At 72.4% G+C, this 20508-nt stretch carries 19 protein-coding genes and 1 pseudogene; 11 read left to right on the plus strand and 9 right to left on the minus strand.

Going from position 1 to position 20508, the window contains the following annotated elements; all coding sequences use genetic code 11:
• Nucleotides 1-219 precede the first annotated feature (219 nt).
• Nucleotides 220-1470, minus strand: coding sequence for an exo-beta-N-acetylmuramidase NamZ family protein (locus tag O7595_RS27350; RefSeq protein WP_269731263.1), 1251 nt, complete (start codon nucleotides 1468-1470; stop codon nucleotides 220-222).
• A gap of 166 nt (nucleotides 1471-1636) precedes the next feature.
• On the opposite strand from O7595_RS27350, the gene O7595_RS27355 reads away from it, so the two are divergent.
• From O7595_RS27355 to O7595_RS27365, 3 genes are all read left to right on the plus strand, one after another.
• Nucleotides 1637-2401 (plus strand): SDR family oxidoreductase, encoded by a 765-nt coding sequence (locus tag O7595_RS27355; protein WP_269731264.1) that lies wholly within the window; start codon nucleotides 1637-1639, stop codon nucleotides 2399-2401.
• A complete protein-coding gene (locus O7595_RS27360; RefSeq protein ID WP_269731265.1) occupies nucleotides 2398-4053 on the plus strand; it encodes an AMP-binding protein in 1656 nt (551 codons plus the stop codon). Before O7595_RS27355 ends, O7595_RS27360 begins: the two co-directional genes overlap by 4 nt.
• Before the next feature lie 69 nt (nucleotides 4054-4122).
• A complete protein-coding gene (locus tag O7595_RS27365; protein WP_269731266.1) occupies nucleotides 4123-4716 on the plus strand; it encodes a TetR/AcrR family transcriptional regulator in 594 nt (197 codons plus the stop codon).
• Between the two features lie 71 nt (nucleotides 4717-4787).
• Here O7595_RS27365 and O7595_RS27370 read toward each other — a convergent pair whose 3' ends face one another.
• The 3 genes from O7595_RS27370 to O7595_RS27380 all read right to left on the minus strand — a co-directional run bounded on the left by O7595_RS27370 (nucleotide 4788) and on the right by O7595_RS27380 (nucleotide 8224).
• Complete coding sequence (locus O7595_RS27370; RefSeq protein WP_269731267.1) at nucleotides 4788-6002, minus strand: acyl-CoA dehydrogenase family protein; 1215 nt, start codon at nucleotides 6000-6002, stop codon at nucleotides 4788-4790.
• A 6-nt stretch (nucleotides 6003-6008) separates the two neighbouring features.
• A complete protein-coding gene (locus O7595_RS27375) occupies nucleotides 6009-7031 on the minus strand; it encodes a phosphotransferase family protein (protein WP_269731268.1) in 1023 nt (340 codons plus the stop codon).
• An 896-nt stretch (nucleotides 7032-7927) separates the two neighbouring features.
• Nucleotides 7928-8224 carry a hypothetical protein gene (locus tag O7595_RS27380; RefSeq protein ID WP_269731269.1) on the minus strand — a complete coding sequence of 99 codons (297 nt, stop codon included), beginning with the start codon at nucleotides 8222-8224 and terminating at the stop codon, nucleotides 7928-7930.
• Nucleotides 8225-8406: 182 nt separating this feature from the next.
• Here O7595_RS27380 and O7595_RS27385 point away from each other — a divergent pair, with 182 nt between their 5' ends.
• Entirely contained in the window at nucleotides 8407-9345 is a 939-nt protein-coding gene (locus O7595_RS27385; protein WP_269731270.1) for an NADP-dependent oxidoreductase, read from the plus strand.
• A gap of 48 nt (nucleotides 9346-9393) precedes the next feature.
• On the opposite strand, the gene O7595_RS27390 is transcribed toward O7595_RS27385, so the two are convergent.
• From O7595_RS27390 to O7595_RS27400, 3 genes are all read right to left on the minus strand, one after another.
• Nucleotides 9394-9711: a DUF202 domain-containing protein gene (locus O7595_RS27390; RefSeq protein WP_269731271.1), complete on the minus strand. Its 318-nt coding sequence runs from the start codon at nucleotides 9709-9711 to the stop codon at nucleotides 9394-9396.
• A complete protein-coding gene (locus O7595_RS27395; protein WP_269731272.1) occupies nucleotides 9708-10097 on the minus strand; it encodes a YidH family protein in 390 nt (129 codons plus the stop codon). The genes O7595_RS27390 and O7595_RS27395 overlap by 4 nt, the downstream gene beginning before the upstream one ends.
• 80 nt (nucleotides 10098-10177) lie before the next feature.
• Nucleotides 10178-10738: an NUDIX hydrolase gene (locus O7595_RS27400; protein ID WP_269731273.1), complete on the minus strand. Its 561-nt coding sequence runs from the start codon at nucleotides 10736-10738 to the stop codon at nucleotides 10178-10180.
• Between the two features lie 197 nt (nucleotides 10739-10935).
• On the opposite strand from O7595_RS27400, the gene O7595_RS27405 reads away from it, so the two are divergent.
• From O7595_RS27405 to O7595_RS27425, 5 genes are all read left to right on the plus strand, one after another.
• The gene (locus tag O7595_RS27405; protein ID WP_269731274.1) at nucleotides 10936-12591 is read left to right on the plus strand and encodes an FAD-binding dehydrogenase; all 1656 of its coding nucleotides are present in this window, start codon (nucleotides 10936-10938) and stop codon (nucleotides 12589-12591) included.
• A gap of 259 nt (nucleotides 12592-12850) precedes the next feature.
• Entirely contained in the window at nucleotides 12851-13807 is a 957-nt protein-coding gene (locus tag O7595_RS27410) for a hypothetical protein (RefSeq protein ID WP_269731275.1), read from the plus strand.
• A gap of 30 nt (nucleotides 13808-13837) precedes the next feature.
• Complete coding sequence (locus tag O7595_RS27415; protein WP_269731276.1) at nucleotides 13838-15403, plus strand: APC family permease; 1566 nt, start codon at nucleotides 13838-13840, stop codon at nucleotides 15401-15403.
• Nucleotides 15404-15466: 63 nt separating this feature from the next.
• Complete coding sequence (locus O7595_RS27420) at nucleotides 15467-16360, plus strand: molybdopterin-dependent oxidoreductase (RefSeq protein WP_269731277.1); 894 nt, start codon at nucleotides 15467-15469, stop codon at nucleotides 16358-16360.
• Nucleotides 16302-16967 carry a cytochrome b/b6 domain-containing protein gene (locus O7595_RS27425; RefSeq protein ID WP_269731278.1) on the plus strand — a complete coding sequence of 222 codons (666 nt, stop codon included), beginning with the start codon at nucleotides 16302-16304 and terminating at the stop codon, nucleotides 16965-16967. The genes O7595_RS27420 and O7595_RS27425 overlap by 59 nt, the downstream gene beginning before the upstream one ends.
• A gap of 6 nt (nucleotides 16968-16973) precedes the next feature.
• On the opposite strand, the pseudogene O7595_RS27430 reads toward O7595_RS27425, so the two are convergent.
• Nucleotides 16974-17159: pseudogene (locus tag O7595_RS27430) on the minus strand (GntT/GntP/DsdX family permease); the annotation flags it as partial.
• Between the two features lie 86 nt (nucleotides 17160-17245).
• Nucleotides 17246-17755 (minus strand): gluconokinase, encoded by a 510-nt coding sequence (locus O7595_RS27435; protein WP_269731280.1) that lies wholly within the window; start codon nucleotides 17753-17755, stop codon nucleotides 17246-17248.
• Between the two features lie 154 nt (nucleotides 17756-17909).
• Here O7595_RS27435 and O7595_RS27440 point away from each other — a divergent pair, with 154 nt between their 5' ends.
• Both O7595_RS27440 and O7595_RS27445 read left to right on the plus strand, forming a co-directional pair.
• Nucleotides 17910-18611, plus strand: a complete 702-nt coding sequence (locus tag O7595_RS27440) for a FadR/GntR family transcriptional regulator (RefSeq protein ID WP_269731281.1) — start codon at nucleotides 17910-17912, stop codon at nucleotides 18609-18611.
• 243 nt (nucleotides 18612-18854) lie between these two features.
• Nucleotides 18855-20318 (plus strand): amino acid permease, encoded by a 1464-nt coding sequence (locus tag O7595_RS27445; protein ID WP_269731282.1) that lies wholly within the window; start codon nucleotides 18855-18857, stop codon nucleotides 20316-20318.
• Nucleotides 20319-20508 lie beyond the last annotated feature (190 nt).

A 20508-nucleotide genomic window follows, 5' to 3' on the forward strand; every position in this document is an offset into this window, starting at 1 on the left:
CGGGGGAACCCCGTCCGAAGGTCGTTCCGACGCTCACGCGGTCATCGCCCGCGGCGTCCCTCACGAAGGCGCCCTGAAGTCGTGGGTACTGACCGGGTTTGGCCGATTCGTGACCCACGTGCGTCGGCACGCGGACGACTCCCCGATCCCGGGGAGTCGGCGGGCCCGCGGGGCCCGCCGTCCCGACGAGTCCCCGGTCCGGACCGGGGGCGACCCGCCTCACCGGTACAGCAGGTACTCCCGCCGCACCGCGCGGAACGCGGCCAGTTCCCGCTGCCACGCCCCGACGACCTCGTCCGTCCCGGCGCCCGCGTCGATCATCGTGCGCACCCGTGCGGAACCGGTGAGCTTGTCGATCCAGTTGTCGGGCCGCCAGGCGAAGCCGCTCCAGCTGCGCTTCGCCGTCACCAGCAGTCCGATGCCGGTGCGGACGGGGTCGAACGCCTCGCGGTCGTGCACATGGAGCTGCACCCCGCCCACCGTCTTGCCCTGGAACTTGGAGAAGGTCGGTGCGAAGTAGGCCTCGCGGAAGCGCACGCCGGGCAGGTCGAGCGCGTTCGCCGCCTCCGCCCACGCACGGTCGACGCCCTCCGCGCCGAGCAGTTCGAAGGGGCGTGTGGTCCCTCGCCCCTCCGACAGGTTGGTGCCCTCGAAGAGGCAGGTGCCGGAGTAGACGAGCGCGGTCTCCGGTGTCGGCATGTTGGGGCTCGGCGGCACCCAGGGCAGCCCCGTCGCGTCGTGGAAGTCCTCCCGCCGCCAACCCGACATCCGCACCACGTCCAGCTCTGCCGGCGTGGTCAGGAACTCGCCGTTGAACAGCCGGGCCAGTTCGGCGACGGTCATGCCGTGCGCCTGGGCGATCGGCTCACGGCCGACGAAGGTCGCGAACGCCTTGTCCAGGACCGGGCCGAGGGCCGCGCGCCCGGTCACCGGATTGGGCCGGTCCAGCACGACGAACCGCTTCCCGGCCAGGACCGCCGCCACCATGCAGTCGTACAGCGTCCAGATGTACGTGTAGAAGCGGGCCCCGGCGTCCTGGATGTCGAACACGACCGTGTCCACGCCGGACGCGGTGAAGATGTCGGCGAGCGGCTGCCCGCTCTTGAGGTACGTGTCGTAGACCGGGAGTCCGGTCGCGGGGTCGTCGTGGCGGCCCTCGGAGCCGCCGGCCTGGGCGGTGCCGCGGAAGCCGTGCTCCGGCCCGAAGACGGCGGTCAGGTCCACCCGGTCGTCCGCGTGCATCACGTCGACGACATGACGGGTGTCGCGGGTGATCCCGGTGGGATTGGTGACGACGCCGACCCGCTCGCCGGACAGCATTCGGTAGCCGTCGGCGGCGAGCCGTTCGAAGCCGGTGCGCACCCGGCTCCGCCCGCCGTGCGCCGACGCGGGCGAGGCGGTGGAGGCGGTCGCGGCGAGGGCGCCGGCGGCGCCTCCCGCGACCAGCAGACCCCGTCTGGACAGGCTCATCGCACTACCTCCGTGATAGCTACAACTGTCATGGTCATGCACGCTAGCGCGAGGCCCGGCCGCGGGGAACGCTCCCGGCGCGATGTTCGCCACGGCCTCTTTCGCGCGGACATACCGACTGGTTAGTCTGCCGTCCAGAGCGAGCCGCGACGGAGAGGCAGGTCCGATGAGTACGGTGCAGGGTGCGAACGTGGTGGTCACCGGCGCGGGCGGCGGCATCGGCGCCGCGCTCGCCCGCCGATTCGCGGCGGAGGGCGCACGCGTCGTCGTCAGCGACATCGACCCCGGCAGGACCAAGGCCGTCGCGGACGAGATCGGCGCCCTCGCCGTCCCCGGTGACGCCTCCGCCGTCGTCGAGGAGGCCAGGGAAGCGCTCGGCGGCACCGTCGACGTCTACTGCGCCAACGCCGGACTCGCCTCGCCCGGCGACGCCCTCGCCGACGAGGACGTCTGGGCCTCCGCCTGGGACGTGAACGTGATGGCACACGTCCGCGCCGTGCGCGCCCTGCTCCCCGGTTGGCTGGAGCGCGGCAGCGGCAGGTTCGTCTCCACCGTGTCCGCCGCCGGACTCCTCACGATGATCGGCGCCGCCCCGTACAGCGTCACCAAGCACGGCGCACTCGCCTACGCCGAATGGCTGTCGCTGACGTACCGCCACCGCGGCCTGAAGGTGCACGCGATATGCCCGCAGGGGGTCCGCACGGACATGCTCACCGCGGCGGGTTCGGCGGGCGAACTCGTCCTCGCCCCCAGCGCCATCGAGCCCGAGGACGTCGCCGACGCCCTGTTCGAGGGCATCGAGACGGACCGCTTCCTCATCCTGCCGCACCCCGAGGTCGCCGGGTACCACCAGGCCCGCGCGGGCGACCCCGAGCGCTGGCTGGGAACCATGAACCACATCCAGCAGAAGTGGGAGGGCACGGCCCGGTGACCGCCTCCCTCTACGCGGCCCGGCCCTGGCTCGCCCAGCTGACCGACGCCCAGCGCGCCCCCGTGCACCCGCCCGCGAGCGTCGTGCACTCCTTCCGCGCCGCGGTCGGACGCGCCCCGGACCGTACGGCCCTCGCCTACTTCGACGGACGCCTCAGCTACCGCGAGACCGACGCACTCTCCGACTCCGTCGCCGGCCGTCTCGCCGCCCGCGGAGTGGCCTCCGGTGACCGCGTCGCGCTGATGCTCCAGAACACGCCCCAGTTCGTCCTCGCCCTGCTCGGCGCGTGGAAGGCCGGCGCGACGGTGGTCCCGCTGAACCCCATGTACAAGTCGGCCGAGGTCACCCATGTCCTCGAGGACTCGGGCGCGACCGTGCTGATCTGCTCCGACCGCGCCTGGGAGACGCATCTGCGCGACACCGCCGCGGCCACCCCCGTCCGGTTCGCCGTCACCGCCTGCGAGCTGGACCTCCAGACCCGCAACGACAGCCGGGTCCTCGGCTTCGAGCGGCTGCCGGAACCAGGCGACACCGACGACCTCCTCACCGTCGCCCGCGCCGGGCTCGCCGCGCCCGGGGGCCGGGACCCGGCCGCCACGGACGTGGCCCTGATCAGCTACACCTCCGGCACCAGCGGCAGGCCCAAGGGCGCCATGAACCTCCACGGCGGCATCACCTTCAACGCCGAACGCCAGCGCACCGGCCATCCCGTCCCGGAAGGCGCCTGCTACTTCGCCCTCGCGCCGCTCTTCCACATCACGGGCATGGTGTGCGAACTGGCGGCCTGTGTGGCCAACGCCGGCACCCTCGCGCTCGCCTACCGCTTCGAGCCGGGCGTCGTACTCGACGCCTTCCTCGAGCACCGGCCCGCCTACACCGTCGGCCCCTCCACCGCCTTCATGGCCCTGGCCGCCCATCCCGGCGCCGTCCCCGACCACTTCGCGTCCTTCGCCGTCGTCTCCTCCGGCGGCGCGCCCTTACCGCCCGCCCTGGTGGAGAAGTTCCGCGCGGGCTTCGGGCCCTACATCCGCAACGGCTACGGGCTCACCGAGTGCACGGCGCCCTGCGCCTCGGTGCCCCCCGAGAAGGAGGCGCCGGTCGACCCGGCGTCCGGGACCCTCTCCGTCGGCCTCCCCGGTCCCGACACCGTCGTACGGATCCTCGACGACAACGGTGACGAGGTCCCGTTCGGCGAGCACGGCGAGATCGCCGTCCGCGGACCGCAGGTCGTGCCCGGCTACTGGCGGCTGCCCGAGGCCACCGCCGCCGGTTTCCCCGACGGCGAGCTGCGCACCGGGGACATCGGCTTCATGGACGCGGACGGCTGGCTCTACGTGGTCGACCGCAAGAAGGACATGATCAACGCCTCGGGCTTCAAGGTCTGGCCGCGTGAGGTCGAGGACGTCCTCCACACCCACCCGGCCGTCCGGGAGGCGGCCGTCGTCGGCGTGCCGCACGCCTACCGTGGCGAGACCGTCAAGGCGTACGTCAGCCTCCTGCCCGGTACGGTCGTCGGCCCCGACGAACTCGCCGGATACTGCGCCGACCGCCTCGCCGCGTACAAGTACCCGCGGCAGGTGGAGATCCTGGACGAGCTCCCGAAGACGACTAGTGGGAAGATCCTCAGGCGGGAACTGCGAGCCCGCACATGAGACACCGCCGCGCCCCCGCCACGAGGGGCGGCGGCGCACGGCGACCGAGCGGAAAGGCGGGTGGCGGCAATGGCCAGGACGACGGACGGGAGCGGCACCCCCGTCCCCCAGAGGCTACTGGCCGCCGCCACCCGGCTCTTCGCAGAGCAGGGCTACGACCGCACCTCGGTCCAGGAGATCGTCGAGGCGGCGGGCGTCACCAAAGGCGCCCTCTACCACTACTTCGGCTCCAAGGAGGACCTGCTCCAGGAGGTCTACTCCCGGGTCCTCAGGCTCCAGCAGGAGCGCCTGGACGCGTTCGCGGAGGCTGACGCACCCGTCGACGAGCGGCTGCGGTCGGCAGCCGCCGATGTCGTCGTCACCACCATCGAGAACCTCGACGACGCCTCGATCTTCTTCCGTTCGATGCACCACCTCAGCCCGGAGAAGAACAAGCAGGTCCGCGCCGAGCGCCGGCGCTACCACGAGCGGTTCCGCGCGCTCATCGAGGAGGGGCAGGAGAGCGGGGTGTTCTCCGACGCGACCCCCGCCGACCTGGTGGTGGACTACCACTTCGGCTCCGTGCACCATCTGTCCACCTGGTACCGCCCCGACGGCCCGCTCAGCCCGCAGCAGGTCGCCGACCAGCTCGCCGACCTGCTGCTCAGGGCACTGCGTCCCTGACACCCCCGCGGGTGCGGTCCGCGCGGCGGCCGGAGGGCCGGAGCCCTCCGCCCGCCGCCGGAGGCACGCCGCTACCGGTACTTCCTCAGCTCGCGCCGCGCCAGCGACCGCTGGTGCACCTCGTCCGGACCGTCCGCAAGCTGCAGCGTCCGGGCCGCCGCCCACAGCTCGGCCAGCGGGAAGTCCTGGCTCACCCCGCCCGCGCCGTGCACCTGGACCGCCTTGTCCAGGACGTCCGCGACCGCACGCGGTGTGGCGATCTTGATCGCCTGGATCTCGGTGTGGGCACCCCGGTTGCCGACCGTGTCCATCAGCCACGCGGTCTTCAGCACCAGGAGCCGCAGCTGCTCCACGGTCACCCGGGCGTCGGCGATCCAGTTCTGCACGACGCCCTGCTGTGCGATCGGCTTGCCGAAGGCCGTACGGGACACGGCCCGCCGGCACATCAGCTCGATCGCCCGCTCGGCCATGCCGATCAGCCGCATGCAGTGGTGGATGCGGCCCGGCCCGAGGCGCGCCTGGGCGATCGCGAACCCGCCGCCCTCCTCGCCGACCAGATTCGACACCGGTACCCGCGCGTCGTCGAACACGACCTCGGCGTGGCCGCCGTGGGAGTGGTCCTCGAAGCCGTACACCCGCATCGCCCTGCGCACCTCCACGCCGGGGGTGTCGCGCGGGACGAGGACCATCGACTGCTGGCGCCGGATGTCCGCGCCCTCCGGGTCGGTCTTGCCCATCACGATGAAGATCCGGCAGTCGGGGTTCATCGCCCCGGAGATGTACCACTTGCGGCCGTTGACGACGTACTCGTCGCCCCGGCGCTCGATCCGGGTCTCGATGTTCGTCGCGTCCGACGACGCCACCTCGGGCTCGGTCATGGCGAAGGCGGAGCGGATGTCCGCGGCCAGCAGCGGCTCCAGCCACTGCTTCTTCTGCTCGTCGGTGCCGAACTGGGCCAGCACCTCCATGTTGCCGGTGTCCGGCGCCGCGCAGTTCAGCGCGATCGGGGCCAGGTGTGGGCTGCGGCCGGTGATTTCGGCGAGCGGCGCGTACTGCAGGTTCGTCAACCCGGCGCCGTGCTCGGAGTCGGGCAGGAAGAGGTTCCACAGACCCTGCCTGCGTGCCTCCGCCTTGAGCTCCTCCACCACTGCCGGGGTGTCCCACGGCGAGGCGAGCTTCGCGCGCTGCTCCTGCTCGACCGGCTCGGCCGGGTACACGTACTCGTCCATGAAGGCGAGCAGCCTCGCCCGCAGTTCCTCGGTACGGGCGTCGAATGCGAAGTCCATGGGTGGTCAGCCTTCCTGAAGGGTGGTGAGACCGTGCTCGATGAACAGGGGGACGAGTTCGCCGATCCGGTCGAAACCGGCACCGACGGTCTGGCCGAGGGTGTAGCGGTAGTGGATGCCCTCCAGGATCACGGCGAGCTTGAACCAGGCGAAAGCCGTGTACCAGGAGACGGCGCTGGTGTCCCGGCCGGAGCGGGCCGCGTAGCGCTCGACCAGTTCCAGGGCGTCCGGGTGGCCGGGCGCCCCGGCCGTGGTGCTGATGGGGGAGTTCGGCAGCTCCAGCTTCCGGCTGTACATCACCAGCAGCCCGAGATCGGTGAGCGGGTCGCCGAGCGTGGACATCTCCCAGTCGAGGACGGCCTTGATCCGGTCGTCCTCGCCCACCAGCACGTTGTCGAGGCGGTAGTCGCCGTGGACGACGGTGGGCGCGGGGGAGTCGGGCAGGGCGCGGCCGAGGGCGGCGTGCAGTTCGTCGATGCCCGCGAGGTCGCGGCCCCGGGAGGCGGCGAGCTGCTTGCCCCAGCGGCGCAGCTGACGGTCGAGGAAGCCCTCCGGGCGGCCGAAGTCGCCCAGTCCCACGGCCTCCGGGTCCACGGCGTGCAGCTCGACGAGGGTGTCGACGAGGCCGAGGACGGCCGCGCGGGTGCGCTCGGGCCCGAGCGGCGCGAGCTCTTCCGCCGTGCGGTACGGAGTGCCCTCGACGAACTCCATGACGTAGAAGGGCGCGCCGAGCACGTCCTCGTCCTCGCACAGCAGCAGCGGCTCCGGCACCGGGACGGCCGTCGGGTGCAGCGCGCTGATGACCCGGTGCTCGCGCTTCATGTCGTGGGCGGTGGCGAGCACATGGCCGAGCGGGGGGCGGCGGACGATCCACCGGCCGGTGCCGTCGGTGACGGAGTAGGTGAGGTTCGAACGGCCGCCCTGGATCAGCCGGGCCTCGAGCGGTCCGCTCACCAGGCCCGGCCGCGCGCGGTCGAGATGGACCCGCAGCTTGTCGGGGTCGAGGCCCGGGGGGTGGACTGAGCTCATCGGGGTACCTCCGGTGGGGCGGCAGATCGGCTGCGCTCATGATGACCGACCAGTCGGTATGTCGTCCAGGGCGAGGCGGTGCCAGTGCGGGAACCCGGCTCCCGATCCAGATCGTCCGATCGTGTCCGTGAACGGGGTTCATGCATGGGTGCCGAGCCGCTTTGTCGCCAGGGCCGAGCAGGCATCGCCCCACGGCCGGCCGCCGGTCACCCGGGGATTCCCGCGGCCCCTCGACGTCGAGGCCGTTCGTCGAGGTGGTGCGCCTCCGGGGTGTGCGGTGTGGGGGAGACCCGCGGCGGGGCACCCGCGCCGCGGCCGCTCGCCGAGGCACTGCCGGGGCATCCGGTCACGGATCTGAACGACCTCTGTCGTCCCGGCCGGCCAGATGTGCGGTGGCTCACGGGCCGTCGGCGACCGGGTCGGCGCGGACGGACCGAGGGGTGCGGACCGCGCGGAAGCGTCGCTTCCCTCCCGTACGCGCCGTCGGGGCCGCGTGCCTCGACACGCCCGGCGAGGGGGCGGATGGTGTACGTCGTGGTCGGTGGATCGGCCATCGGCCCGTGGCGGGGAAGGGCCGTCCCGGCGCTCGACGTGCCCGGCGAGGGGGCGGATGGGGTACGTCGTGGTCGGTGGATCGGTCATCGGCCCGTGGCGGGGAAGGGCCGTCCCGGCGCCGAGGGAGCGGAGCGGCCCGACTGCGCGGGCGCGCCTCGGCGCGCCCGTCGGGACGAACCGCGTTCCGCCCCGGAGGGCCGCGTCCCCGGTGAACGCCACGACGGGATACGGGAGACGGTGATCGCGTCACCCGCGGTACGGGCGGCGCCGGGGTGCATCGGCTGCGGGCGGCGCCGGTCGGGGGCCCGCCGGGTCGGGGGCCCGGTGGGGGCGGGGTCGCGTCAGTGGTCGTCCCAGTGCCCGTCGTGGGCCGCGTGGCGGTGACCGTCGTGGACGTAGTCGACGTGGTCGCCGTGCCGGACCGACACGTGTCCGCAGCCCTGTCCGTGCTGATGGGGGTGGTCGGCGTGGGTGTGGTGGCCGCCCGGTTCGCACTCGTCCCAGTGGCCCTGGTGCGAGCGGTGCAGGTGCCCGTCGTGCGCGTAGTCGATGTGGTCTCCGTGCACGATCTCGGTGTGCCCGCAACCCGGGCCGTGGGCGTGCTCGTGGGTGGGGTGTTCCTGGTGGAGAACGGTCATGCTGCTCACCTTCGGAGTCGTTCGGGCCGTGATGGTCCGGTGACCATCCGACCGGCACCACGCTAGTCCGGAAAGTCTGTTTGTTCTGTTTTCTTCGCTCGCGCCGCGAGTTTCCCGCCCCGTGCCGCGAGCCACGGCGTCCCGGCTTGCGGAAGCCATGCGTGCGCCGGAGTGTCGGACGTATGAAGGCGATCAGCTACCGCCGCTACGGCGGTCCCGAGGTCCTGGAGTACGGCGAGCGCCCGATGCCCAAGACCGGCCCGGACTCCGTCCTGGTCAAGGTGCGCGCGGCGGCCGTCAATCCGGTCGACTGGAAGTGCCGCGAGGGCCATCTGGACCCGGTCCTCGACGCCGTCTTCCCGGTCGTCCCGGGCTGGGACCTCTCCGGTGTCGTCGTCAGGCCCGGGGTGTCGGTCCCCGAATTCTCCGAGGGCGAGGAGGTCATCGGGTACGTCCGCGAGGACTTCCTGTCGCGAGGCACCTTCGCCGAGTACGTCGCGGCCCCGGTCCGCACCCTCGCCCGCAAGCCGCGCAATCTGAGCTTCGAGGAGGCGGCCGGACTGCCACTGGCCGGCCTCACCGCCTACCAGGTGATCACCCAGGGGCTGGGGGGAGTCACGCACGGCGACACGGTCCTGATCCACGCGGCGGCCGGCGGAGTGGGGTCGATCGCGGTCCAGTTGGCGCGGCACTTCGGCGCACGGGTGATCGGCACCGGGAGCGAACCGTCCCACGAGTACCTGCGCGACCTGGGCGCCGAGCCGGTGGCGTACGGCGAGGGGCTCGCCGAGCGGGTTCGGGCCATGGCCCCGGACGGGGTGAGCGCGGTCTTCGACTGTGTGGGGGGCGAGGCGCCGGTGCTGTCCGCCCCGCTGCTCGTCGAGGGCGGCAGGATCGCCTCCATCGCCGATCCCGCCGTGACCGGTTTGGGCGGGCGCTATGTGTTCGTACGGCCCAACACGGCCGACCTCTACCGGCTCAGCGAACTCGCCGAGGAGGAGGTCGTCTCCGTCCACGTGGCGCGGGTCCTCCCGCTGGAGCGGACGGCCGAGGCTCACCGGCTCAGCCAGGAGGGCCACACCCGCGGCAAGATCGTGGTCACCGTCGCGGACGCCTCCTGACGGCGGGGGAAGCCCCACCCCTCGCCGGCCGCTTCCCGCCGGCGTCCCTCACCACACGATCGCGACCGCGAACACGGCGAGTGCGAGCGTGCAGACGGTCGCCGCCGCCGCCTGACCGAAGGGCATCGCACCCGGAGGCTGCCGCAGGGCCATGGCCCGGATGCGCCGGTGCGCCACCGCGAGGAATCCGAGCCACACCACCGCGCTCAACGCGAAGGAGACGACATCGCCCGCCGTCACCGTGCCGTGGCGCACCACCTGCCGGACCGCCAGCACCGCCGCGACCGTGAACGCCAGCGTCGTACGCCGCCAGGCGAGCCGGGTCCGCTCCGGCTGGAGCCCGGGATCACGCGCGAGGGCGCTCATCCCCGCCCCGAGGCCACGACCACCACCATGGTGACCGAGACGGCGCCCACGACCATCGCCAGCACGGAGGGGAAGCGGGACAGCGGCAGGTCCTCGCCGCGCCGCATCGCCAGCTCGCAGCGCACCCAGTGGTGGACCGCGCGGAACGCGCACAGCACCCCCGTCCCGATCAGCGCGAGCGACAGCCCCACGCGAATCCCCCACCGCAGGTCGGGCAGGAACTGGTCGACGGCGAAACCTCCCGCGATGAGCGCGAGCGCGGTCCGGATCCACGCGAGGAACGTACGCTCGTTGGCGAGCGAGAACCGGTAGTCCGGGGTCTCGCCCTCCTCCTGGATCCGCTGCGGCGCGAACCACAGCCGCAGGCTCCGCACGAAGTCGCTCACGCGCCGCACCCTACCCGCGCGGCCGGGCGCCACCCCGTCCGGCGGGGCCGCGGCACCGCGGCGCGGCCGGACGGCGGCGCTCAGCGCTGCCGCTCCCGGTGCCGGCGCAGCCGCTCGTACGCCGCGAGTCCGTCCGGGACCCACTCCCACTCGGCGAGCCGCGCCTCGAGCTCGGACTCGGGCAGGAACCGGTGCCAGGCCACCTCCTCCGCCTGCGGGTGCACCGGGAGTTCGCAGCGCACCTCGTAGACCGCCGACCACCAGGTGTGCCAGACCGGCTCGGATCCGCCGGCCGGCGCCGGCGCGGACGCCTCGTAGAGGAACTTGAAGAGCGGGACCGGACGCGGCAGCCCACGGACCCCCAGCTCCTCCTCGGCCTCGCGCAGCGCCGCGTCGTCGTACGACTCGCCCGCGCCGACGACACCGCCGACGAACATGTCGTACAAGGACGGGAAGACGAGCTTCGCCGCTGTGCGGCGGTGCACGAACACCCGCCCCTCGGCGTCCCGCGCGAGGACGAACACACAGCGGTGCCGCAGCCCGCGCGCATAGGCCGCGCCGCGCGGCGCCCGGCCCACGACCTCGTCGTTCTCGTCGACGATGTCCAGGATCTCCTCGGAGGGATGCGCAGAGGTGTTCATGGCGCCATCAAACCAGCCGGGGAGCGGACGCCGGGCCGGCCCGGGGACCGTGCCCTCGGGGCCCAGGGCCCGCCGCCTTCTCCCGGTGCCGCCTTCTCCCGGTGGGAAGTGTTGACGAGTTACTGCCGCGTACAGAAGATCGGAGCCACCGCACTGGGTCGCGCCGCCGGGCGCCCGCTCCGAGAGGGACACCAACCATGGCGTACGACGCTGATGTCATCGTGATCGGGGCAGGGCTGGCGGGCCTCGTGGCCACCGCCGAACTCGTCGACGCCGGGCGGAAGGTCGTCCTGCTCGACCAGGAGCCGGAGCAGTCGTTCGGCGGGCAGGCCCACTGGTCGTTCGGCGGGGTCTTCCTGGTCGACTCGCCGGAGCAACGGCGGATGCGCATCAAGGACAGCCATGACCTGGCACTCCAGGACTGGCTCGGCACGGCCGGGTTCGACCGCGACGAGGACCACTGGCCGCGCCGCTGGGCGGAGGCCTACGTCGACTTCGCCGCCGGTGAGAAGCGGCCCTGGCTGCACGCGCGGGGCGTCAGGTTCTTCCCGGTCGTCGGCTGGGCCGAGCGCGGTGGCTACGACGCGAACGGGCACGGCAACTCGGTGCCCCGTTTCCACATCACCTGGGGGACCGGGCCCGGCATCATCGAGCCGTTCGAGCGCCGGGTGCGGGAAGGGGTCGCCCGGGGGCTGGTCGAACTGCGCTTCCGCCACCGGGTGACGGGGCTCGGCCGTACCTCTGGCGCCCTCGACACCGTCACCGGCGAGATCCTGGAACCGTCCGCGGTGGAGCGGGGCGGGGCGAGCAGCCGTCAGGTCACCGGGTCGTTCCAACTCCGCGCCCAGGCCGTCGTCGTCACCTCCGGCGGCATCGGCGGCAACCACGACCTCGTACGCGCCCAGTGGCCCGAGCGGCTCGGCACCCCGCCAGGGAAGCTGCTCTCCGGCGTCCCGGCCCATGTCGACGGACTGATGCTCGGCATCGCCGAGTCGGCCGGCGCCCGCCACATCAACCGCGACCGCATGTGGCACTACACCGAGGGCATCGAGAACTGGAACCCCATCTGGGCCCGGCACGGCATCCGCATCCTGCCCGGGCCGTCGTCGCTCTGGCTGGACGCGCGCGGACGGCGGCTGCCCGTCCCGCTGTTCCCGGGCTTCGACACGCTCGGGACGCTGGAGCACATCACCCGGTCCGGCCACGACCACACCTGGTTCGTGCTCAACCAGCGCGTCATCGGCAAGGAGTTCGCCCTCTCCGGCAGCGAGCAGAACCCCGACCTCACCGGCCGCTCCGTCCGCGGGGTCATCGGCCGGGCGCGGGCCGAGGTTCCGGGACCCGTCAAGGCGTTCATGGACAACGGGGCCGACTTCGTGGTCGAGAAGGACCTGACGGCGCTGGTGCGCGGGATGAACGCGCTCACCGGGGAACCCCTCATCGACGAGGCCGCGCTGCGCCGCGAGATCGTCGCCCGGGACAGGGAGATCGCCAACCCCTTCACCAAGGACCTCCAGGTCACGGCCATCCGTGGCGCCCGCAAGTACCTCGGCGACAAGCTCATCCGCACCGCGTCCCCGCACCGCATCCTCGACCCGGGGGCGGGCCCCCTCATCGCCGTGCGGCTCAACATCCTCACCCGGAAGTCGCTCGGCGGCCTGGAGACGGACCTCTCGTCCCGGGTCCTCACCGACGGCGGCGAGCCGCTGCCGGGCCTGTACGCGGCGGGTGAGGCAGCCGGGTTCGGCGGCGGCGGCGTGCACGGCTACCGCTCCCTCGAGGGCACCTTCCTCGGCGGCTGCATCTTCTCGGGGCGCGCGGCGGGCAGGGCGGCGGCGAAGGCGGTGTCGTGACCGCGGCCGCGCGGGCGTGGCGCCGGTGCGACATGACGGGTGGTCGGCACAGGCTCCCGCGGAGGCGGCCGGAGGGCATCTCCGCTGGACAGCGGCCCCGGCCAACCCGTGTGTGAGCGGGGCGGGTCTACCCGTCCCACATGGCGCGGATGGGCAGCGGCGGGGGATGTGGAAGGGCCGGTCTTGACGGGGAGCCTTCCCTACCGCTTTGCTGAGCGCGATCATTCGCTCACAGCCTGATGTGAAAGTAGCAACGCGGATGCCCCCACCTCCGCCTCCGCTCGGCCGCCGCCGTCGCGCCGGGCGCTCCGGCCGGCCCTTCGACGCCGCGCTCGACGACACCGAACTCGCAACGGCGCGCGCACAGTTGACCCAGGGACGGTGGAGCGCCGTGCGGTCGCTGCTCACGGCGACCGGTGACGACTGGGACCGCCGGGGCCATCGGCTCGTCGTCCTCGGCGAGCCGCCGTCGAGCGCCGCCTGGGCGCGCGACTGGCTCCTCGCGGAGCCCGACAGCGCCGACGCCGCGATGCTGCTCGCCTGCGCCGAGGTCCGGGCCGCCCTGCGCGGCAGGGAACGACCGGACTCCGCCAGGGCCGCCTGCCTGGTGGCCGCGGGGCTCGCGCCCCGCGACCCGACGCCGTGGCTGGCCCAGCTGCTCCTCGCCCGCACGCTGGGCACCGAGGAGGAGGTCGTCCGTCTCTTCGACGAGGTACGGGTCCGTCACCCCGAGCACCACCACGCGCACCATCTGATGGCCGCCCGGCTCGCCGAGCGTCACGCCGGCGCCGGGCAGGACCCGCTCCACGAGGTGTACGACTTCGCGTCCTGGGCGGCCGAGCAGGCCCCGGCCGACTCCCCTCTCGCGGTCCTGCCCGTCGTCGCGCACACCGAGCGGTACCGGGTGCTGGCGGCGGCCGGCCGCGAGCCGGCCGACCCCCTGGCCTCCGGCCACTGGACCGGCCGACGGGCCCGCCTGGTGATGAAGGCGGCCTTCGACTGGTGGCTGGAGTGGGAGGGCGAGGACCACCCGCGCAACCGTCTCGACCTCAACTTCCTCGCCCACGCCAAGTACTGCGAGGGGCGCTCCGCCGAGGCGGCCGCCCTGTTCCACCGCATCGGGCCGCACGCCACCCCAGACCCCTGGTCCTACCCGGACCGGGACCCGCACCACGCCTTCCAGGCCGCGCGCGACGCCGCGCTCGGCTCCGTCTGAACGAACCATCCCCGAAGGGACCGCCCCGCCATGCCGCCGGCCAGTTCGAGCACCAGCACGAGCGCCACCAGCACGAGCGAGATCAACACCTACAAAGGCCAGGAACGGGCGCTGCGCGCCGACCGGCTCGGTACCGCGGGCCTGCTGCTCTCGGTCCTCGCGGCCAGCGCACCGCTGATGGTGGTGGCCGGGGTCATGCCCACCGTCTACGGCGTGATGGGCATCGTGGGCCAGCCCCTGCTGTACGTCGTCCTCGGCGTCGTCCTGATGCTGTTCAGCGTCGGCTACGCCGAGATGAGCCGCCACGTCCACAACGCCGGCGCCTTCTACGCCTACATAGCCCGCGGCCTCGGCCCCACCTCGGGCGCCGGGGCCGCGCTCGTCGCCCTCGTCGCGTACAGCGCGATGCAGGTCGGCATCTACGGCATCCTCGGCTTCGAGGTCTCGGGGCTGCTCGCCACCCATCTCGACGTGACCGTCGCCTGGTGGGTGCCCGCGTTCGCCGCCGCCGCCGTCGTCGCCGTACTGGGCTGGTTGAAGATCGATCTCAACGCCAGGGTGCTCGGCGTCCTCCTGGTGGTCGAGTGCGCCCTCGTGGTCGTCTTCGACGTCGCCGCCGTCGCCGACCCCGGCCCCGAGGGTCTCTCCCTGAGCGCCTTCGACCCCGGCACCCTCACCGGCGCGGGTCTCGGCACCGCCCTCTGCTTCTGCATCGCGGCCTTCGTCGGCTTCGAGCAGTCCCCGGTGTACGCGGAGGAGACCAGCCGTCCGCAGATCGTCGTCTCACGCGTGATGTTCCTCGCCGTCGGCTACGCCGCGCTGTTCCTCGCGCTCAGCGCCTGGGCGCTCACCGTCGCCACCGGCCCCGGCGCCGTCACCCGCGAGGCGGCCGAGCAGGGACCCGGCCTGCTGTTCTCGCTCACCGGCAGCCGGCTCGGCGCCACCTTCACCGATGTGCTGCACGTCCTCTTCCTGACCGGCATGTTCGCCGCGCTGCTCAGCTTCCACAACGTCGTCGCACGGTACGCATTCGCCATGGGCAGGGAGGGCCTGCTGCCCGCCGGCTTCGGCCGGACGAGCCGCACGAGCGGCGCGCCCGCCACCGGATCGGTGCTCCAGTCCGTCGTCTCCGTCGCGGTGATCACCGCCTTCGCCGCCACCGACGCCATGCCGGCGGGCGACCCGACCACCCCGGTGCTGCGCCTGTTCACCTGGATGGGCAACATCGGGGCCCTCGGGGTGATCCTGCTGATGGCGGCTGCCTCCTTCGCCGTGATCGCCTTCTTCGTCCGCCGCGGCGCGGCCGGCCCGCTGGCCTGGCGGCTCGTCTGCTCCGGGCTCGCGGGACTGGCTCTCCTCGTGATCGCCGTCTACACGGTGAAGGACTTCGACGTCCTGATCGGCGCCGGCCCCGGCTCCTCGCTGAGCTGGATCCTGCCCGGCATCATCGGCGGCTCCCTGGTCGGTGGGCTGGTCTACGGCGTGGTCCTGAAGTCCGTACGGCCCGAGGTGCACGCCCGGATCGGGCTCGGCAACGAGGCCTTCCGGCTGGAGCAGGCCGCCGGGAAGGAGCCCGCGCACGGCGCCGAGGTGTGACGGAACTCTGACGGATGCCCGCGGCCGCTGGATCCCGGCGGCCGCGGGTGCTCGAATCCAAGGGTGAACGAAACCACCCCGCCCCCGGGTCCGGCGCCGTCCGACCCGCCGGCGCCGGACCCGGGCACCCCCGCGGGTCCGGGCACGTCCACCGCCGCAGGCGCGTCGGCGGCCTCGGACCCGGCCCCCGCCCCCGCCTCGGCCCCCGCCCCCGTCCCGGAGCCGCACTCGGAGGGCGCGCCGGACCCGGACTCGGAGGGCGCGCCCGTCGGCCGGCGCACGGTCCTCACGGTGCTCGGCCTCGGCGCCGCCGGCGTCGCCGCGGCGCCCTGGCTCCAGCGCGGCCTGGAGGCCGTCCTCGGGTCGGTCGCCGACAAGGACCCGACCAAGCTCACCGGCCTGCTGCCCAACGGCGGCGGCTTCCGCTACTACTCGGTCGCCGCGTCCGTGCCCCGCAGGACCGCCGCCGACTACCGGCTCACCGTCGGCGGACTCGTCGAGCGCCCCGCCGAGTTCACCCTCGCCGCCCTGCGCAGACTGCCGCAGACCCGCCTCGTGCGCGACGTCCAGTGCGTGACGGGCTGGCGCGTCCCCGACACCCCGTTCGAGGGCGTCCGGCTGTCGGAGCTGCTGGACGCCGTCGGCGTGCGGCCGGAGGCCAGGGCGGTCCGGTTCATCTGCTTCGACGGCGCGTACAGCGAGAGCCTGACCCTCGACCAGGCCCGCCGCTCCGACGTCGTCGTCTGTCTGCGGATGCGGGACGAACCGCTCTCCCACGCGCACGGCGGCCCGGTACGGCTGTACGTCGCGCCCATGTACTTCTACAAGTCCGCGAAATGGCTCTCCGGGATCTCCCTGACCCGTGACGTGCGCCCCGGGTACTGGGAGGAGCGAGGCTATGACATCGACGCCTGGGTCGGCCGGTCGAACGGCCGCGACGACGCCCCCACCGTCTGAACACCCAGGCCGCGTCCGGAGGTTCGACACCGCCGAGCGCCTGGTGCACCGGGCCACGGCCGCGCTGATGCTGCTGTGCGTCGCCACGGCCGCCTGTCTCTACGTGCCCGCACTCGCCGAACTAGTAGGCCGGCGCGCACTCGTGGTGACCCTGCACGAGTGGTCGGGGCTGCTGCTCCCGGTGCCGTTCCTGCTGGGGCTGGGCTCCCGCGCGTTCCGCAAGGACCTGCGGCGGCTGAACCGCTTCGGGCCGCACGACCGCATCTGGCTGCGGGCCGCGCTCCGCCGCGGGCGCGGACCCGGGGAGCGCCCCGCCGGGAAGTTCAACGCCGGACAGAAGCTGTACGCCGCGTGGATCGCGGGCGCGGTGCTGGTGATGCTCGGCACGGGGCTGCTGATGTGGTTCACGCATCTCGCCCCGCTGGTCTGGCGCAACGGCGCGACGTTCGTCCACGACTGGCTGGCGCTCACCATCGGAGTCGTACTGATCGGGCACATCAGGATGGCGCTCGCCGACCCGGAGGCACGCCGTGGAATGCGTTCCGGGTCGGTCGAGCGCCCGTGGGCCCGCCGGGAGCACCCGCTGTGGGACCCCGACCGGGACTGAACGTGGCTACAGCACGAGGGACAGCAGCAGTACGCAGGCGATGCCGACGACCGAGATGATGGTCTCCATCACCGACCAGGTCTTCGCCGTCTGGCCGGCGTTCATCCCGAAGTACTCCTTCACCAGCCAGAATCCGGCACCGTTGACATGGCTGAGCACGACGATGACGGCGATGCCGGCGAGTACCGCGATGCCGAGCCGTGCGTCGCCGCCGCGGTTGTCGCTCCGGTGGCGTCCGCTGCCGGCATCTCGACGCCGAGACGGGTCACGGTGATTCCTCAGTCCTCGAGCCGGCGCAGCGCGGCGACGGCCCGCTCGGTGATTTCCCGGGGGGAGCCGGAGACGTCGACGGCGACGCCGGCCTCGTCGTCCTGCAGGGGCTGCAGGGTGGCGAACTGCGAGTCGAGCAGCTCGGTGGGCATGAAGTGGCCTTTGCGCTCGGTCATCCGGCGCTCGATCAGCGCGCGGTCGCCGGTCAGATGGAGGAACTCGACGTCCGGCGCGGCGGCCCGTAGCCGGTCCCGGTAGAGCCGCTTGAGCGCGGAGCAGCCGACGACACCGCCGAGTCCGGCCCTGCCGTGCGCCCAGCGGCCGATGGCGTCCAGCCAGGGCCCGCGGTCGTCGTCGTCCAGCGGGATGCCGGCGGACATCTTGGCGATGTTGTCCGCGGGATGGAAGTCGTCGCCCTCGGCGTAGGGGACGCCCAGTGCCTCGGCGAGCAGAGGACCGATGGTGGACTTGCCGGTCCCTGCCACGCCCATCACCACGACGACATGGGGGGTGCTCATAGGTGCCTCGCTGTCCTCGTCGATGTCGGCCCGGACGTCGATCGGGCGCCGGGCCGTGAGCTACTGAAACCTATTAGGTATGACGTATTCAGGAGTCCAGGAAGTAAACGTCATACTTTTCCTTGCCGTGGTACGTCCCCGTACCCTTTGGGTCATGACCACAGAGGGCCACGGACTGCACACACACGTTCTGGACAGCCTCGGCCTGGCGATCACCGCGGGCGAGTACCCGCCCGCGAGCGTGTTGCGTACCGACGAGGTGGCCCAGCGCTTCGACGTCTCGCGCACCGTGGTCCGTGAAGTGGTCCGGGTCCTGGAGTCGATGCACCTCGTCGAGTCCCGGCGCCGCGTCGGGGTGACCGTCCGACCGGCCGACGAGTGGAACGTGTACGACCCGTGCGTCATCCGCTGGCGGCTCGCCGGCGCCGACCGGCCCCGCCAGTTGCGCTCGCTGACCGTGCTCCGCTCCGCGATCGAGCCGGTCGCCGCCGGGCTCGCCGCCCGCCATGCCACCGCCGGCCAGTGTGCCGCGCTCACCGAGTGTGCCCTCGGCATGGTCGCCACCTCCCGCGGCCACCAGTCGGAGGGCTACCTCAAGCACGACATCGCGTTCCACCGGATCGTGCTCAGCGCGTCCGGCAACGAGATGTTCGCCCGCCTCGGCGACGTCGTGGCCGAGGTGCTCACCGGCCGTACCCACCACCAGGTGATGTTCGAGGACCCTGACCCGGCCGCCGTCACCCTCCATGTCCAGGTCGCCGAAGCCGTTCGCGAAGGCGACGCCGATCGCGCCGAGCGGCTGACCCGGGAGATCGCCGTCGGGGCCCTCCAGGAGCTGGACGTACTCGCTCCCTGAGGCGGTCTGCCATGCCTCGATGAGATGGCGCACCCTTGCTTCGCCTTGTCGAAACCTCTGAAATACCTCAGATTTACATCTGAGTGAGGTTCGCCACTGCCAAAATCCCAGGCTTGCCGTGATCATGTGGTGTCGGGCCGTCTGGGCCCGCCCTGCCTCGCCGCGGTGCCACCTCCGCACCGCAGGAAGGCCACCGGAGGAATTCCGGTACCGCACACCCCCCTCACGAAGGCGAACCCCTACATGAGTGACCGCACCATGACTGCGGCCGACACGCCTGTCGCCGGCACCCCGGCCACCGGCACCCCCCACGTGGACGCCGGAGACGCCGGGTACCGCAAGGACCTCAAGTCGCGGCACATCAACATGATCGCCATCGGCGGCGCCATCGGTACGGGCCTCTTCCTCGGCGCGGGTGGCCGGATGGCCGGCGCCGGCCCGTCGCTCTTCATCGCCTACGCCCTCTGCGGCGTCTTCGCGTTCTTCGTCGTCCGCGCGCTCGGCGAGCTGGTCCTCTACCGGCCCTCCTCCGGCGCCTTCGTCTCCTACGCCCGTGAGTTCATGGGCGAGAAGGGCGCCTACACCGCGGGCTGGCTGTACTTCCTCAACTGGTCGACCACCGCGATCGCGGACATCACCGCGGCCGCGGTGTTCGCCCACTACTGGTCGGCGTTCAGCGACGTCCCGCAGTGGGTGCTCGCGCTGGTCGCCCTCGCCGTCGTCCTCACCGCCAACCTGATCTCGGTGAAGTACTTCGGCGAGATGGAGTTCTGGTTCGCCATCATCAAGGTCGGCGCACTGGTGCTCTTCATGCTGATCGGCATCTTCCTCGTCGTCACCCAGCACGACGTCGGCGGCCACACCCCGGGCCTGTCCACCATCACCGACAACGGAGGCGTCTTCCCCAGCGGTGTCATGCCGATGCTGCTGCTCATCCAGGGCGTCGTCTTCGCCTACGCCTCCGTCGAGCTGTGCGGCGTCGCCGCCGGTGAGACCGAGAACCCCGAGAAGATCATGCCGAAGGCCATCAACTCGATCATGTGGCGCGTCGCCTTGTTCTACGTCGGCTCCGTGGTGCTGCTCTCCCTGCTGCTGCCGTACACGGCCTTCACCGGCGACCAGAGCCCCTTCGTGACCGTCTTCAACAAGCTCGGCATCCCCGGCGCCGCGAGCATCATGAACCTCGTGGTGCTCACCGCAGCGCTCTCCAGCCTGAACTCCGGCCTCTACTCCACCGGCCGGATCCTGCGCTCGATGTCGATCTCGGGTTCCGCGCCGAGGTTCACCGGCGTGATGAACAAGGGCGGCGTCCCCTACGGCGGCATCCTGCTCACCGCGGGCTTCGGCATCGTCGGCGTCTTCCTGAACTACGTGATGCCGGGTGACGCCTTCGAACTGGTGCTGAACTTCGCGTCGATCGGCATCATCGGCACCTGGGGCATGATCATGGTCTGCTCGCTGCTGTTCGTGAAGCGCTCCGAGGAAGGCCGGCTCACCCGCCCGTCCTACCGGCTGCCGTGGGCCCCCTGGACCCAGATCGCCACGCTGGTCTTCCTCGCCTCCGTCCTGGTCCTCATGTGGATGGACGGCGGGATCAGCCGCACCACCGTCAACTGCCTGCCGCTGATCGCGCTCGCCCTCGTCGGCGGCTGGTTCACGGTCCGCAACCGGGTCCGGCGCATCGCCGCCGGGCACCGGTCCGTCTGACGCCCCCGGCCGCCGTACGGCACCACCCGGACGAGGCCCCCGCCGGAAGCGGATGCTGTTGGTCCAGCAGCATCCGGTAGCGGCGGGGGCCTCGCCGTGCCCGGGAGCGCGCCGACGCCGGTCCGGGGCACGGTGTCCCGCCGGCCGGACCGCTCCGAACACCGGTCACCCGCGCTCCGCACGAGCAGGT

This window comes from Streptomyces sp. WMMC940 (assembly GCF_027460265.1).
GTDB lineage: Bacteria > Actinomycetota > Actinomycetes > Streptomycetales > Streptomycetaceae > Streptomyces.